14 protein-coding genes are annotated in these 15946 nt (G+C 54.6%); 5 read left to right on the top strand and 9 right to left on the bottom strand.

Annotated features, from left to right (window positions below; genetic code table 11):
• Positions 1-71: 71 nt before the first annotated feature.
• The gene (rfbB, locus tag IV91_RS0106510; protein ID WP_031596984.1) at positions 72-1142 is read left to right on the top strand and encodes a dTDP-glucose 4,6-dehydratase; all 1071 of its coding nucleotides are present in this window, start codon (positions 72-74) and stop codon (positions 1140-1142) included.
• Positions 1139-2017 carry a glucose-1-phosphate thymidylyltransferase RfbA gene (gene rfbA, locus IV91_RS0106515; RefSeq protein WP_031596986.1) on the top strand — a complete coding sequence of 293 codons (879 nt, stop codon included), beginning with the start codon at positions 1139-1141 and terminating at the stop codon, positions 2015-2017. Before rfbB ends, rfbA begins: the two co-directional genes overlap by 4 nt.
• Here rfbA and IV91_RS0106520 read toward each other — a convergent pair whose 3' ends face one another.
• Entirely contained in the window at positions 2018-2722 is a 705-nt protein-coding gene (locus IV91_RS0106520; RefSeq protein WP_082783066.1) for a response regulator transcription factor, read from the bottom strand.
• A gap of 165 nt (positions 2723-2887) precedes the next feature.
• On the opposite strand from IV91_RS0106520, the gene nadB reads away from it, so the two are divergent.
• Positions 2888-4474 (top strand): L-aspartate oxidase, encoded by a 1587-nt coding sequence (nadB, locus tag IV91_RS0106525; RefSeq protein WP_233418411.1) that lies wholly within the window; start codon positions 2888-2890, stop codon positions 4472-4474.
• 7 nt (positions 4475-4481) lie between these two features.
• Here nadB and nadA read toward each other — a convergent pair whose 3' ends face one another.
• The gene (nadA, locus tag IV91_RS0106530) at positions 4482-5573 is read right to left on the bottom strand and encodes a quinolinate synthase NadA (RefSeq protein ID WP_031596990.1); all 1092 of its coding nucleotides are present in this window, start codon (positions 5571-5573) and stop codon (positions 4482-4484) included.
• Positions 5560-6432, bottom strand: coding sequence for a carboxylating nicotinate-nucleotide diphosphorylase (gene nadC, locus IV91_RS0106535; protein ID WP_150112407.1), 873 nt, complete (start codon positions 6430-6432; stop codon positions 5560-5562). The genes nadA and nadC overlap by 14 nt, the downstream gene beginning before the upstream one ends.
• Positions 6433-6588: 156 nt before the next feature.
• Here nadC and panD point away from each other — a divergent pair, with 156 nt between their 5' ends.
• Positions 6589-6969 (top strand): aspartate 1-decarboxylase, encoded by a 381-nt coding sequence (gene panD / locus IV91_RS0106540; RefSeq protein ID WP_031596994.1) that lies wholly within the window; start codon positions 6589-6591, stop codon positions 6967-6969.
• A gap of 12 nt (positions 6970-6981) precedes the next feature.
• On the opposite strand, the gene IV91_RS19600 is transcribed toward panD, so the two are convergent.
• From IV91_RS19600 to IV91_RS0106560, 4 genes are read right to left on the bottom strand one after another with little or no spacing between them, the layout of a single operon-like run.
• Positions 6982-7935: an electron transfer flavoprotein subunit alpha/FixB family protein gene (locus IV91_RS19600; protein WP_051862217.1), complete on the bottom strand. Its 954-nt coding sequence runs from the start codon at positions 7933-7935 to the stop codon at positions 6982-6984.
• Positions 7936-7938: 3 nt separating this feature from the next.
• A complete protein-coding gene (locus tag IV91_RS0106550) occupies positions 7939-8688 on the bottom strand; it encodes an electron transfer flavoprotein subunit beta/FixA family protein (RefSeq protein ID WP_031596996.1) in 750 nt (249 codons plus the stop codon).
• A 34-nt stretch (positions 8689-8722) separates the two neighbouring features.
• Positions 8723-9907, bottom strand: a complete 1185-nt coding sequence (locus tag IV91_RS0106555) for an acetyl-CoA C-acyltransferase (protein ID WP_031596999.1) — start codon at positions 9905-9907, stop codon at positions 8723-8725.
• Between the two features lie 13 nt (positions 9908-9920).
• A complete protein-coding gene (locus tag IV91_RS0106560) occupies positions 9921-12302 on the bottom strand; it encodes a 3-hydroxyacyl-CoA dehydrogenase/enoyl-CoA hydratase family protein (RefSeq protein WP_031597000.1) in 2382 nt (793 codons plus the stop codon).
• Between the two features lie 83 nt (positions 12303-12385).
• On the opposite strand from IV91_RS0106560, the gene pabB reads away from it, so the two are divergent.
• Positions 12386-14119 (top strand): aminodeoxychorismate synthase component I, encoded by a 1734-nt coding sequence (pabB, locus tag IV91_RS0106565; RefSeq protein WP_031597002.1) that lies wholly within the window; start codon positions 12386-12388, stop codon positions 14117-14119.
• On the opposite strand, the gene IV91_RS16730 is transcribed toward pabB, so the two are convergent.
• Both IV91_RS16730 and IV91_RS0106575 read right to left on the bottom strand, forming a co-directional pair.
• Positions 14100-15017 carry a copper chaperone PCu(A)C gene (locus tag IV91_RS16730; RefSeq protein WP_051862219.1) on the bottom strand — a complete coding sequence of 306 codons (918 nt, stop codon included), beginning with the start codon at positions 15015-15017 and terminating at the stop codon, positions 14100-14102. The genes pabB and IV91_RS16730 overlap by 20 nt on opposite strands.
• A 62-nt stretch (positions 15018-15079) precedes the next feature.
• The gene (locus IV91_RS0106575) at positions 15080-15868 is read right to left on the bottom strand and encodes a hypothetical protein (protein WP_160171534.1); all 789 of its coding nucleotides are present in this window, start codon (positions 15866-15868) and stop codon (positions 15080-15082) included.
• Positions 15869-15946: the final 78 nt, after the last annotated feature.

Genomic DNA, 15946 nt, shown 5'->3' on the forward strand with positions numbered 1-15946 from the left:
GGTTACGCAAAACCATTTGTCATTGGTACAATTGATCCCCGTGTGCGAGAATCCCATAAAAAGGAGCCAATATGATTTTTGTAACAGGCGGTGCTGGTTTTATAGGTGCTAATTTCGTTTTGGACTGGTTGGATCTCCAAGATGAACCCGTGCTGACTCTCGACAAACTGACCTACGCCGGAAACCGGGATAACCTGGCCAGCCTCGATCAGGATCCGCGTCATACGCTGGTGGTGGGCGATATTGGAGATACGGCATTGGTCCGCGCTCTGTTAAAATTGCACCGTCCGCGCGCCATTCTCAATTTCGCTGCCGAAAGTCATGTGGACCGCTCCATTTATGGTCCGGCAGACTTTATTCAAACCAATATCGTCGGCACCTTTCATCTGCTGGAATCGGTGCGTGCGTACTGGAATGAATTGGGGGGGAAAGAACGCGAAAATTTCCGTTTTCTGCATGTCTCCACCGATGAGGTCTATGGTTCACTGGCTCCCCAGGACCCTGCTTTTTCTGAATCCACTCCCTATGCGCCAAACAGCCCCTACTCCGCCTCCAAGGCCGCTTCCGATCATCTGGTGCGTGCCTGGCACCATACCTATGGATTGCCGGTTCTGACCACCAACTGTTCCAACAACTATGGACCCTACCAGTTCCCGGAAAAATTGATTCCTCTTATATTGCATCAAGCCCTGGCTGACAAACCTCTGCCGGTTTATGGGGATGGTCAAAACGTACGGGACTGGCTCCATGTCAGTGATCATGCCAGCGGCATTCGCCGAGTCCTCGAAGCCGGCCGTGTGGGAGAAACCTATAATATCGGTGGAAATAGCGAATTAGCTAATCTGACGGTGGTCGAAGCCCTCTGTGATGCGCTGGATCGACATCGCCCCACGGCACAGGGTTCCCGCCGTCGACTCATACAATTCGTCACAGACCGTCCGGGGCATGACCGGCGCTATGCCATTGATGCCAGAAAAATTAGCAAGGAATTGGATTGGCAGCCCGCGCATAGCTTTGCCTCCGGTTTGGAACAGACTGTACGCTGGTACCTGGATCATCAGGAGTGGAGCGAACGCGTGTTGTCCGGTGCCTATCGTTCCTGGCTGGAACAAAATTATGCGGAACGGAGGCAGGAAGCATGAGAAAAGGCATCATCCTGGCGGGAGGTTCAGGGACCCGCCTCTATCCCGCTACCCAGGTCATTTCCAAACAATTGCTGCCCGTGTACGACAAGCCCATGATTTATTATCCGCTGGGTACCCTGATGTTGGCAGAAATTCGTGACATCCTGATTATTTCTACCCCCCAAGATACCCCACGATTCCAACAATTACTGGGCGATGGCAACCACTGGGGAATAAATCTCGAATATGCCGTCCAACCGGAACCCGGTGGATTGGCACAGGCTTTTCTGATCGGGAAAAATTTTATCAAACATCAACCCAGTGCCCTGGTACTGGGAGACAATCTTTTCTACGGTCATGATTTCTCCATCAAACTCAGACAAGCAGGCAACCATCTCGAAGGTGCCACGGTTTTTGTTTATCCCGTCAGTGATCCTGAACGTTATGGAGTGGCTGAATTTGACGAAACTGGTCGTGTCATTGGACTGGAAGAAAAACCCCTTCAACCCCGTTCACGTTATGCCGTCACCGGTCTCTATTTCTATGACGCACAGGTTTGTGATCTGGCAAGTACCCTGGCCCCCTCGGCGCGTGGCGAATTGGAAATCACGGATCTCAATCGTCTTTACCTCGAACAGCAACGATTGCGCGTGGAAGTGCTGGGACGAGGATTTGCCTGGCTGGATACCGGGACCCACGATTCCCTTCTGGAGGCTGCCCAATATATCCAGACTGTGGAAAAACGACAGGGACTCAAGGTATCCTGCCCCGAAGAAATTGCCTATCGCCAAGGCTGGATCGATGCAGCCCAGTTGGAAAAACTGGCTCTTCCCTTGAGCAAAAATGGTTATGGCGTCTATTTGCGTCAGATCCTGAACGAACGAGTTTTTTGATCATTCATGACGAATGATCAAACTGTACCCCGTTCCTCGAATGGAGCGGATCAGTGTATCGGCAGGATTGTGTTGACGTAGTTTGCAGCGGATGCTCGAAATGGTGACGTCCACCGAACGATCCTCGGCATGCCAGGATCGTCCACAAACCACCTGGGCCAACGTGTTGCGCCCCACCACCCGATTAGCGTTTTCCAGCAGACAGAGCAGCATATCGTACTCACGGTTGGTGAAATGGATTTTTTTCCCCGAAGTGATCCATGTGACTTCCCGCTTTTGACGATCAAGACCAAAGCCGGAAAAATTTATTCCACTGTTCAGATGAAAGGAAGAAATATTCAGACGCTCCAATAAGCGCCGAATTCGTGCCATAAGTTCCCGCATGTCCACAGGCCTGACCAGATAATCATCGGCGCCCATTTCGATTCCCAGAATTCGATCCATGGGCGATGAATTGTCACTCAGAACGATAATTCCTATATCAGGATAATGTTCGCGCATAAAACGAATGTATTCATATCCATTGCCATTGATTCCATGATCCTGATTGATGATCGCCAATTTAATGGGATGCCCGCGCAACAGTGATTTTGCATCATCCACCTGAGCTACGCGCATGGTATGAAAGGAAGTATGAATAAAAAAGGATTCCAGGGCAATGGAGCGTCGGTAATCAGAATCAAGGATCATGATAAGTGAATTCATGCCGGTCTCGTTTTTTCAAGTATGGGATAAAATACCTTGTTCTTATGTTTAAGGCAATTCTAATGGATAATTTTTTTCATGACAACTCCGGTCATGCACCAACTGCCAGATCCTCAGGGGATTCTGCTATGCTTGTCCTCCGTCTCACACATAGATTGATGGACCATGATGGAAGACGTAAAATCCTTTGAAGCAATTATCGTAGGCAGTGGCCTGGCTGGGGGTGTCACTGCCCTCGAGTTGGCAGATCGTGGACTCAGAGTTGCCCTCATTACCAAACGTTTCCTGGAAGATGGCGCCAGCCCCCGCGCTCAAGGAGGCATTGCTGCTGCATTGTCGAGTTTGGACAGCATCGATACCCACATGCAGGATACCCTGATTGCCGGTGCCGGACTGTGCGATACCGAAGCCACTCATTTCATTCTCGAGCGGGGTGAAATGGCCATTCACTGGCTGACACAGCGCGGGGTTCGCTTTACTCAGGAAAATGGTACGCTGCACCTCACCCGTGAAGGTGGACACAGCCAACGGCGGGTAGCCCACGTGGCCGATGCCACCGGTGCTGCCATTCAGAACACGCTGCATCCTCAACTGCGTCAACATCCGCGCATCCAGATATTTGAACAACATATGCTGGTCGATCTGATCACCAGCGAAAAACTTGGACTGCCGGGGCAACGGCGTTGTGTGGGTCTGTATGCGCTGGAAGAAACCACTGGTAAAGTGCATGCCTTCACTGCGCCTCACACCCTGCTGGCCACCGGCGGTGCAGGCAAGGTCTATCTTTACACCACCAATCCGGATACGGCAACGGGAGATGGCATCGCCGCAGGATGGAGGGCGGGTTGTACTGTCGCCAACATGGAATTTATCCAGTTTCACCCGACCTGTCTGTATCACCCCCATGCCAAGTCTTTCCTTATTTCAGAAGCCGTACGGGGAGAAGGCGGCATTTTGCGTCTGCCCAATGGGCATCGTTTCATGCCTGAACACGATGACCGGGCAGAATTGGCTCCGCGCGATATCGTGGCACGCGCCATCGACTATGAAATGAAGCGTCTTGGTTTGGATTGCGTGTACCTGGATATTACCCATCTATCCTCTGAGTTCATTCGCACGCATTTCCCCACCATCCATGAAAAATGTCTGTCCCTGGGCATCGACATGACCACCCAACCCATTCCGGTGGTTCCAGCGGCGCACTATACCTGCGGGGGATTACGCACCGATCTGCAAGGACGTACCGATCTGGCCGGATTGTATGCTATTGGCGAAACGGCCTATACAGGTTTGCATGGTGCCAACCGTTTGGCCAGCAATTCACTGCTGGAATGCGTGGTGATGGCCCGTGAAGCCAGTTCAGCCATTCTTTCCCAGCCACCCTTCGCACCTTTGACCTTCATCCCGCCTTGGGACAGTAGCCAGGTCACCGACCCTGATGAGGAAGTGGTTATTTCTCATAATTGGGAAGAATTACGCCGTTTCATGTGGGATTACGTCGGAATCGTGCGTACAGACAAACGGTTAGAGCGGGCGGCGCATCGTTTGAAACTATTGCATGAGGAAATTCTGGAGTTCTATACTAATTTTCATGTCAGTCGAGACTTGCTCGAATTGCGCAATCTTGTGATGGTTTCCCAACTCATCGTCAACTCTGCACGCTTGCGCAAAGAAAGTCGAGGGCTTCACTACAGCCGGGATTATCCGCTGAGTTCCGCATCCTCTTGTCCCACTCTGCTCACTCCCTCCTGAATCTCCTTCAGGCAGCCCCCAAATGAGGTACCAGTCCTGCCGTCCGTAGTGCATCGGCTCGAGTAAAGTCCAGCATCCTCTCGATGGGCAAACGAGCGCGATCGACAAGACCAGGATCGATCGTAACTTCAGGCGTACCCGCAAACAGAATGGCGCGCAGATTTTCCAATCCATTCATGGCCATCCAGGGACAATGGGCGCAACTCTTGCAGGTAGCGCCCGACCCGGCGGTGGGAGCTTCGATAAAGGTTTTATCCGGATAGGTTTGACGCAATTTATGGAACATGCCATTGTCCGTGGCGACGATGAAGGTTTCCACCATCGGGGTGCCTGCAGCTTCCAGAATACCCCGCGTGGAACCGACATAGTCTGCCAGTGCCAAAACGGCCCGGGGCGATTCAGGATGGACCAATACCCTGGCCCAAGGCATTTTCATTTTCAAGTCCGCCAGTTCAGCGGCCTTGAACTCGTCGTGAACGATGCAGGAACCCTGCCAGGAAAGCAGATCAGCGCCCGTTTCCTGAGCCACATAGTCCCCGAGGTGACGGTCTGGTGCCCACAGAATTTTTTCCCCCTGTTCATGCAAGTGGCGAACCACGGCTACCGCACAGCCCGATGTTACCACCCAGTCGGCACGCGCCTTGACCGCAGCACTGGTATTGGAATAGACCACTACGGTACGGTCGGGATGGGCATCGCAAAATGCATGGAAGGCGTCGCTGGGACAGCCCAGATCGAGAGAACATTCGGCTTCACGTTCGGGCATCAGTATGGTTTTTTCGGGTGACAAAATCTTGGCTGTTTCTCCCATGAAACGTACCCCGGCCACCACCAGGGTCGTTGCTGAATGCTGCTTGCCAAACCGGGCCATTTCGAGAGAATCGGCTACCAGACCACCGGTTCCCTCGGCCAGATCCTGTAGATCGGGATGAACATAGTAATGGGCTACCAATACAGCATTCCGCTGTCCCAGAAGATCTTCCAGTTCCTCCAGCAAAACCCGCCGCCGTTCCTGGGAAGGCTCTTCTGGGACACGAGCCCAAGCCGTAGCAAGGCCTTGTGGGTTTTCATAATCTATTTGAATATTACAGGCTGACATCCTTAAACCTCATGGAAAAATCAATGGATTTGATGTCCTTGGTCAAAGTTCCGATGGAAATTCGATCCACCCCCAATTCTGCAATCTGGCGTACCGATTCCAAGTTCACTCCCCCGGACACTTCGACTCGCGCCCGTCCGGCAACCTGCATCACGGCCTGTCGTTGCATCTCGAGGGACATGTTATCCAGCATGACCATATTTGCTCCGGCGATGAGCGCTTCCTCCAATTGCTCCAGAGTTTCCACCTCTACCTGAATGAACTTATAGGTTCCCTTGATGCTCTGTGCCAAGGTAACCGCCTGAGTGATGGAACCCGTGGCAGCAATATGATTTTCCTTGATCAGGATGGCATCGTAAAGTCCCATTCGATGATTGGTCCCCCCCCCGATCCGCACGGCGTACTTTTCTGCCAGACGTAGCCCAGGAATGGTTTTTCTGGTATCGACGATCACCGCCCGTGTACCAGCCACGGTACGCACGAACTGGCGTGTTTGAGTAGCAACACCCGACAGTGTTTGCAGAAAATTCAGGGCAGCCCGTTCACCGGTCAGCAATGCCCGTGCCGGACCTTTCAACGTAGCCACTCTCTGTCCGGGAAATACTTCCGCGCCTTCGGCCACCTGCCACTCCACCTGCAGACGAGAGTCCAGTTGCCGAAAAACTTCATTCACCCAAGGTTGCCCGCACAGAACCGCACTTTCACGAACCAGGATCAGTGCTTCAGAAACCACGGGTTCCGGAATCAGGAATGCGGTCAGATCCCCTGCGCCCACATCTTCAGCCAGAGTTCTTTGCACCTGTTTTTCGAGGTGCAAGCGTTGCGCCATACCCTCCTGTTGCGTTTGATGGGGTTCCATCCATGCCCTTTCTTCCACCTCGCCTCCCTGATCAAATGTACAGTGAAAAACTGCTATTGTCCCAAGGACTGCAGGGGCTTGCAATATGAATCCAGAGAATTGGAGTAAAATGCGACTTTTATTAATTTGAGAAGGCCTGTCTGCTTGCCATTGCCTATGTTCCAAACCATGCTCAAGGCCAAACTGCACCGCGTCTCGGTGACCCAGTCAGAACTGGGTTATGAAGGGTCCTGCGCCATCGATGAAAATTTGCTGGAAGCGGCGGACATTCATGAATATCAGCAGATCGATATCTACAATGTCAATAATGGAGAACGCTTCACGACCTATGCCATTAGAGGTGCGCGCAACACTGGCATGATTTCCGTCAATGGCGCCGCTGCCCGAAAAGCTCAAGTGGGAGACATATTGATCATTGCCACCTATGCCAGTTATGCCCCGGAGGAATTGAAAAACTTCTCGCCACGCCTGGTTTATGTGGACGAACGTAACCAGGTCAAACGCATGGAACACGAGATTCCGCTACAAAAAGTTTGAAATCCAGAACACTCATTTTTGAAGTGCTGCGGTCAATTCAGGAACCAGTAGGTTCAGATCCCCCACCAATCCATAATCTGCCACAGCGAAGATGGGCGCATCCGGGTCCTTATTGATGGCCACAATAACCCGGGAAGTCTGCATGCCAGCCAGATGCTGGATGGCTCCTGAAATACCGATTGCAATATACAGGTCCGGAGCGACCACCTTGCCCGTCTGACCCACCTGAACGTCATTGGGGGCATAGCCCAGGTCCACGGCGGCTCGGGACGCCCCAAGCGCAGCGTTCAACTCCTCTGCCAAAGGCCCCAGCAAAGCCTCATAATGTTCTGCGCTACCCAGTCCGCGCCCACCGGACACTACGACTCGGGCATTCTCCAGGGAGGGACGACCTTCCTGCGCATGCGTGTGCACAGAAATCCGGGTGGACAACGGCATCGCTGCAGGACAAGGCAGATTTTCCACCGGTACCGGTTCAGTCCTTTCTCCCTCTACCCCCGGAAAAGCCGTGGTGCGCACCGTCATCAGTTTGAGGGATTCGGGGCAGCATACCGTTGCCCAGATGCTCCCGGCGTAAATCGGTCGGATAAAGGTATCGGAAGATTCCACGCCCACGACATCGCTGATCATGGCCACATCTTCCAATGCAGCCAAGCGGGGCATCCAGTTCTTGCCAATGGCCGTCGCGGCGGTCAGGATATGCGTATATTGACGCGCCAGAGGTCGCACCAGGGCGCAGAGCATTTCCGCCAGTCCCTCCGCAAGGGTCGCTCCTGATCCATTCAGAACCCGATGGATCCCCGGCAAATGTTGAGCCTCCACCAGGGCGGAAGTCGTATCTCCTCCCCAGATCAGCACATCCGTATCCCCTTTCAAGGCCTTGGCAGCCGCGAGTAGGGAACGAATGGAGGACTTCAAATGACCGTCAGGGCCCAACTCAGTGACCAGTAAAATTCGGTTTTCCATCGTTCAAATCACCTTGGCTTCATTTTTGAGACGCGCCAGCAACGTGGCCACGGAGTCCACCTTGATACCGGCAGGACGTTGGGGCGGTTCCTGGACCCGCAGAGTCTTCAAACGGGGTTCCACCGTTACCCCTAACTCCTCGGGGGTCAGGGTTTCGATAGGTTTCTTGCGGGCCTTCATGATATTGGGCAACGTGGCGTAGCGCGGTTCATTCAGGCGCAAGTCCGTCGTAATCACGGCAGGCAAAAGCAGACGCAGAGTTTCAGTACCTCCGTCGGTTTCCCGCACCACGTCTACCCTTCCCTCTCCCATCTGTATTTCAGCGGCATTGGTGGCCTGCCCCCAATTCAGCAGGGCAGCCAACATTTGTCCAGTCTGGTTTGCATCATCATCGATGGCCTGTTTACCACAGATCACCAAGGTTGGCATTTCACGCAGGACCACTGCTTGCAATAATTTAGCCACGGCCAGGGGTTGTAATTCCGTGGTCGAAGATACCCAGAGCGCTCGGTCAGCGCCCAGAGCAAGGGCTGTACGCAATCCCTCCTGAACCATTGCATCTCCACAGGAAAGAGCCACCACTTCTGTGGCCAGCCCTGCTTCCTTCAAGCGAATCGCCGCTTCCAGAGCAATCTCGTCAAAGGGATTGAGGGACATCTTGAGCCCGGCCAACGCCACACCGCTGCCGTCTGCCTTGGCTCGAGCCTTGATGTTGTAGTCCAGAACACGCTTCACAGGGACCAGTATTTTCATGGGGTTTCCTTGTACATGACAGGGCAGGATTCTATCATACCCGTTCGAACAGCCCGGCAATCCCCTGTCCCATACCCACACATAGGGTCACCAAACCGTAACGCCCGTTAGTGCGGCGTAAACCATGAATCAACGTAGTCGTGCGTATGGCGCCACTGGCCCCCAGGGGGTGACCAAGTGCAATCGCCCCCCCCAGGGGGTTGAGCCGAACTGGGTCGAAGGCCAGATTCTTCTGAACCGCCAATACCTGTGCCGCAAAAGCTTCGTTGAGCTCGATCCAGTCCAGTTGAGCAAGACTGATCCCATGCCGTGACAGCAGAGGGGGTACAGCCTTGACCGGGCCAATCCCCATGATCTCCGGCGGCACCCCTTTGACAGAAAAACCCAGGACCCGCGCCAGAGGGGTCAATCCATGATGGTGCACTGCTTCTTCGCTGGCCAGAATGAGGGCGGCGGCTCCGTCAGAAATCTGACTGCTGTTGCCGGCCGTGACGCTTCCCTTGACGTGGAAGGCTGGCTTGAGCCGAGCCAGAATCTCCAGACTGGTATCAGCACGAGGGCCCTCGTCTTGGTGCCAGGTTCTCTCCTGTGGTGTTGTCAGTCCTGTGTTCAGATCCAAAAAGTGCTGAAGTAGGGTGACAGGGGTGATTTCTGCTTCAAAAAACCCCTGGTGTTGTGCTTCCAGTGCACGTTGGTGCGATTCCAGAGCCACCGTATCCTGTTCCAAACGACTGATGTTCCACTGATGGGCCAGATTTTCCGCAGTCGCCCCCATTCCCCAAGCCAACGGCGTGTGAAAAGGCGTCTCAAAAATCAGGGGACTGGGCGCAGGATGCCGGCCCATCATGGGGATGCGGCTCATGGATTCTACGCCACCGGCAATCATGAGGTCTGCGCTGCCCAACTGAATGCGTTCTGCCGCCATCTGGATGGCAGACAATCCGGAGGCACAGAATCGATTGACCGTCATCGCTCCTGCGGAGAGAGGCAATCCCGCCAGAACTGCCGCACTGCGCGCAATGTTGAGCCCCTGTTCTCCTTCCGGCATGGCACACCCGATCACCACATCTTCAATCGCTTCCGGATCCAGCATGGGGACCTGTGCCAAGGCTCCCCGCAAGGCTGTAATGAGCAAGGTATCTGCCCGTACCTGGGCAAACTGTCCACGCCCCTTCCCTACAGGGGTACGGGTAGCCGCCACGATATACGCTGTTTTCATGTCACTCTCCTGACTAATTACGCACAGCCTTGCCGGTTTCCAGAAAAGACTGAATGCGTTCCCGACTTTTTTGGGTGGCCAGCAAGGGACCGAAATGCGTCCGTTCCAGGCCAAGCAGGTAGTCCACATTGACCAAGGTTCCCGCAGGCAATTCTCCACCGCAGGCGACCGTGGCCAAGATACGTCCGATCTCGAAATCATGCGCCGAAATTTGCCCTCCCTGTAGCGCATTGACCAACCCCGCAAGCATTTGGGCCCGTCCTTCCACTCCACCCACCGGAAAGAGTCGAGGCAAAGCAGGCGCATAACCGGACTCCGCCAATGCCAGAGCTTGTGTCAGGGCCACATGGAGCAATTCTTCACGGTGCGGAACGAGAACGTCACCGCTTTCGAGCCAGCCCCAGGAACGAGCTTCCTGAGCACTTTGGCTGACTGTGCAGCGCAGGATGCGCGTCAAATCCTCCTGCAGGTAGTCAGCTACCTGCAGGGGCGATTGGGCGGCCAAGGCGCGCAATCCTGCGCGCCGGGCGACTTCCGTCAGCCCCCCGGCACCGGGAAAGATCCCTACATTGACTTCCACCATGCCAAGATTGGTTTCTGTATAAGCGACCCGGCGGGTACAGTGCAGCGAGACTTCACACCCACCGCCCAGTGCATAGCCTTGCAAGGCTGCCACGGTGGGCACTGCACTGCAGCGCAAACGCTGAACCACGCGCTGGAACCGTTCCTGAGCCAGTGCCAACCCCGTCAAACCATGACGGGTATAGGTTTCGATGAACCCCTTGAGATCTCCGCCCGCTGAAAAGTGCGGGTCTGGACTCCACAGGACCAGGGCACGGTAATGCCCTTCAGCCTCGGTCAGCGCCTGATCCAGCGCTTCCAACGCAACTTCGCCCAGGATATTCATCTTGGTACGAAGGGTCAGAATCAAAATATCTTCATCCAGTGTCCAGAGTCGCGCGGCTTCGGATTCAGCCACCGTCCGTCCCGCGCTGGCTGCAGTACTCCCCCCCTCACCCAACAAGCGCAGGGGGAAGTGCTGACGTTTCAACCAGGGTGGGGAGAGACGGGGACTGAGGGTGGCACGAGCCGCTGACCAGGAGCCCTGTGGCGTATGAACGACCTGACGTTGTGGATCCATGGCCCAATCGGGCAGAGGGAGGTCCACCAAGGTTTTTCCTGCCCGTCGATCTTCCTCGATCCACGCCGCCACCTCTGACCAACCCGACAGTTGCCACTGTTCGAAGGGGCCGAGGGACCAACCAAAGCCCAGGCGCAGTGCCATATCCACCTCACGGGCTGAAGGCGCCATGTATGCCAGGTTCAGGGCGCAGTAGTGAAACAGATCGCGGTGAATGGCCCACAAAAACTGGGCCTGGGGGTGGGTGCTGGCACGCAGACAGGCCAGTCTTTGGGACAGCGAAACCTCCAGACAAGCCTTCACCCCTGCCTCCGCCTTGGCTCCGCTGGGCACATAGGAACGGGTCATGGGGTCCAGACGAAGAATCGTCTTGCCTTCCTTTCGGTAAAAACCAGCGCCAGTTTTGGCACCCAGCGCCCCTGCCGAGATGAGTCCCTCGAGGAGGGGGAAAGGGGCAAACAGGGCACGAAAAGGATCATCCGGTGCCTGGGTATAGGTTGTACTGATAACATGGGACAGAATGTCCAATCCAACCACATCGGCAGTGCGATAAGTGGCAGAACGGGGCCGTCCCAAAAGAGGCCCGGTCAAGTCATCCACCAGATCGCAGGACAAGCCAAAATTCTGAGCCTGATGAAAGGTAATTACTGTTGCAGCAACCCCAATACGGTTGGCTACAAAGTTCGGCGTATCCAGAGCATGGATAACGGTCTTGCCCAGACGGGTAGTAATGAAGGATTCCAGAACGGTAATACTGTCCCGATCCGTCCGTGTCGTGGGAATCAATTCCACCAATGCCATGTAACGGGGGGGGTTGAAAAAATGCATGCCACAGAAACGCGTTTGAAGATCTTCCGGCAAAGCGGCACTGAGTTCCTCCAAAGACAGACCGGAAGTATTGGACACCAACCAGCCCTGAGGAGCCAAGTGGGGTAAAATGCGCGCATAGAGTGCTTGTTTCCAGGCCAACTGTTCGCCGATAGCCTCGATTACCAGATCACAGGTGGAAAGTCGGGGCAAATGATCGTCATAATTGGCCACTTCGATCAAACCTGCCCGTTCGAGTTCGACCAGGGGAGGCGGGCTCATTTTTTTTAATCCATGAATGGCCTGCAGAACCCGTCCATTCGTGGGTCCTTTGTCGAGGGGCAAATCATAGAGTAAAACAGGAATGTCCAGGTTGACGAGGTGCGCTGCCAGTTGCGCCCCCATGACCCCGGCCCCCAATACGGCCACGCGCTGAATCTGAGCCATCTCTCCTCCCATGCAGATCTATTTGTTTCATTCTAACCGAATCTTTCTTTCAGACTGTATCCCTTGAGTTTAAAATTCGAAACATGAACATCATTCTCGATTTTGCCGAATGTTCAGGGCTGCGCATCCGGCGCGTATTTCGTGAACCCCGTCAATGTCTGATCGCCCGTTCGTTGGCGGAGGTGCGTCCCGTATTACGCCAGGTTGCCCAAGCGTGTCAGACAGGTGCCTATGCTGCAGGCTTCGTGGCCTATGAAGCTGCGGCCGCTTTCGATACAGCCGCCCTCACCCATTCTCCCCTGAACGATTTTCCTTTGGTCTGCTTTGGACTATACGACGCCCCTCTACCAGGATGGGAAGAAGAAAGCGCCTCCATCCCGGAGGCATCCAAAGGGCCTTGGCAACTCAGCCTGACGCAGGGAGCCTATACTCAGGCAGTGGATACCTTGCGTCAGGCCATTGCGCAGGGTGAAGCTTATCAGATGAACCTGACGTTACGCCTGGAGAGTACGTTCTCTGGCTCATCCCTGCGGTTATACGAGCAACTGCGCCAAGTTCAGGATGCTGATTTCAGTGCCTGGCTGTCCTGGACCGGCGGTGCCCTTCTCTCCCTTTCACCGGAACTGTTCTTTGAAACCCATGGCAATCGTATCCTGACTCGTCCCATGAAAGGCACCGCATCCCCGGAAAACGCCTGGAACTTGGCCCAGTGCCCAAAAAATCGGGCCGAAAACATCATGATCGTCGATCTTCTGCGCAATGATCTGGCCCGCATCGCTCTGTCCGGATCAGTCGCCGTCACCGATCTCTGTCGGGTAGAAGCTTACCCCACCGTACATCAAATGACGTCCACGGTGACCGCCTCCTTAAAACCCGATACCGACCTCGAAGCGATTTTCTCTGCCCTTTTTCCCTGCGGATCCATCACCGGCGCCCCCAAATGGCAAGCCATGCGCTGGATCAAACAGTTGGAAAATGGTCCGCGCGGAGCCTATTGCGGGGCCATTGGCTGGATTCGCCCAGGCGGGGATGCGCAATTTAATGTGCCCATCCGTACCCTCTGGCACGACGTACCTCATGATCGCCTTCGCTGTGGCGTGGGCAGCGGTATCACGTGGGAGTCGCAGGCCCCCGCCGAATGGGCTGAAATTGCCACCAAAACTCGTTTTCTGGAAGGGTACGCATCCGTCGATCTGCTCGAAACCCTGCGTCTCGATCTGGGTCTCTGGGAACTCCCCCATTATCACTGCCGTCGTCTGCTCCACTCCGTTCAGGCACTGGGCTTTCCTGCTTTGACAGCGGAGCGTTTTACCGAGGCTCTGGATCGTTTTGCGCAACAGTACCCCACCGGATCTTATCGGGTACGCTTGCGTTACAACCGGCAGGGAAACTTTCATCTCGAAGGCTTTGCCCTGTCCCTTACTCTTCAGAAAACCCCTCAACCCGTCTGGCTATCTGCTCATCCCTTTCCCTTCGATCCCCAGACAATGAGGCATAAGACCACCGAGCGCAGCCTTTACGATGCTGTCTTCTCTTCTCAGCCCACCCGGTGCTTCGATGTGCTGTTATGGAACGAGCGGGGAGAATTAACGGAATTCACGCGCGGCAATCTGGTGCTTGAAAAAAAGGGTAAAAAACTGACCCCCCCACTGTCCTGCGGACTACTGGCCGGCACGCTCCGTCAGTTTCTCTGTGATCAGGGAGAACTCGAAGAACACATCCTGACTCGTGAGGATCTGGTTCAAGCCGATCGACTTTGGTTCATCAACAGCGTGCGCGGCTGGGTTCCAGTGGTTCTCAAGGTACCAGAGGAGTGATCGGCACATCTACATGCACGGGGGCGCTGTGCTGGAAATGGAGATCCAGGGGCACGGTCTGACCGGCCACCAGAGGATGATCCAGGTCCTCCAGCATCAAGTGGTGTCCTCCGGGTGCCAAGGTCACTTGACCATGAGCGGGGATCACCAGATGATATTCATGTTCCATGTGTGCCATGTCACCTTCCATTTCCATAGTTTGATGCAGCATGATGTGTCCAGCCACTGCACTGTCTGCGCCTTCCAGGGCATCTTCCCGATCACCCGGATTGACCAGGGTCAGATACACCACCCCCTCCTCCTGCCCAGGAGCCGTGGCGCGGGCCATCGGGTGCAGAATCTGGATGATAGGGGTATGCGTCGCCTGCACGGCAGATTCCGAAACGGGAGCAGACGTAGGACTGAGCAAAGGTTCAATCCCGGCCAGCAAAACAGATTCAGGCAATCCATGATCGTCATCGGCCGCCCAGGCATTCTGGCGCACGATTCCTTTCCGGTCCACCAGGATGGATAAAGGCATACGCCAAATCCTTCCAAATTCATCCACCTCAGCATGGTTCTTCAGAACCCACGGGAAGTGATAATTTTTCATCATGTCGCGAGCCATGGGCTGGTCCTCGCTACTGTCCATGTCGATGGCTATGATATCCAGACCTCGGGCATGATATTTCTGATACAACTTTTCCAGACGAGGCATCTCCTCCCGACAGGGAACACACCAGGAAGCCCAGAAGTGCAACAGGGTGACATGACCCCGCTCGCTTTGTGCCGTCACCCTTCCTCCGCCCTCCAGGTTCAAGGTATAGGCCGGTACGGGGGCGTTCATCTCGAGGGCCTGCACAAGAGGTGCAGAACCCAATAGAGAAGCGACAATGAACCAAAATATAGAACGCTGCATGCAAATTCTCCTTTTTTCAGAAAAGTACGATAAAACCCCAATAACGGGGAAAATTCTTCAGACTAGAACAGGTAAGTAATGCCTGCGTTCACCATCCAGTGGGGCACCAGTTGATCCCCGTTGGCGTAGCGATACAAGGGCAGGTAAATCGAGGTATTGGCCTGCCAGTGACGAGACAGGTCGATTAGCGCACCGGGGGCCAGAAAAACATTGGTATAACCACTATTCAGGTTACCATACAAGGCATCACCGCCTCCTTGATCCGGGGCTCGCCACAGGGCATTTACCTGTATCATGGGGATGATATGAGTACTGGTTTCGATGGCATTCCAGGTAACCCCTGCGACCGTATTGAGACTGTCTCCTGGTTTGTATCCCTGATAATGATTTAGGGCATGACGCCAGGTACCTTGAGAAAACCACCCCCAGTTGGCACTGAAATTTCCCATGCTGTAGTACCCCAGCAATAAATCGGTGGTACCGGTTCCCGGCGCCGTGTCCCGATCGATCAAAGGTGCTGGATTGACGGGGCCGGTAGGTAATTTCAGACCGAAGGTCAACCCACTGGATTTATCCTTGGAGAATCCCGTATACATCCCCATCACCCGTAAATCAGAAAGACTGCTGATGTTGGCCGAGCGGGTGGTGGGTGAAGGATTGATCTGCCCTGGTACCCCGCTCGTATCCGTGGTGAAAGAGCGCATCCAGTAGGGAAGCATGGCCTCGACTCCCCAATTGTCATTGAACATATGCTGACCATAGAGGGTGTAAAAGTTGGTTCCGATCTGTTTGTCGGGGTTGAGTGCACCGGCTTGCCCGCTGGCCCCACTATGGTTCCAGTTCTGGTTCATGAAGGAATATTGAAGGCTCACCTGGTCATTCATGCCACTTACGGGCAACCCGGGCAAACCTACATCGAAGACCCCGCA

The sequence above is a fragment of the Ferrovum myxofaciens genome (genome assembly GCF_000735045.1).
Lineage (GTDB): Bacteria > Pseudomonadota > Gammaproteobacteria > Burkholderiales > Ferrovaceae > Ferrovum > Ferrovum myxofaciens.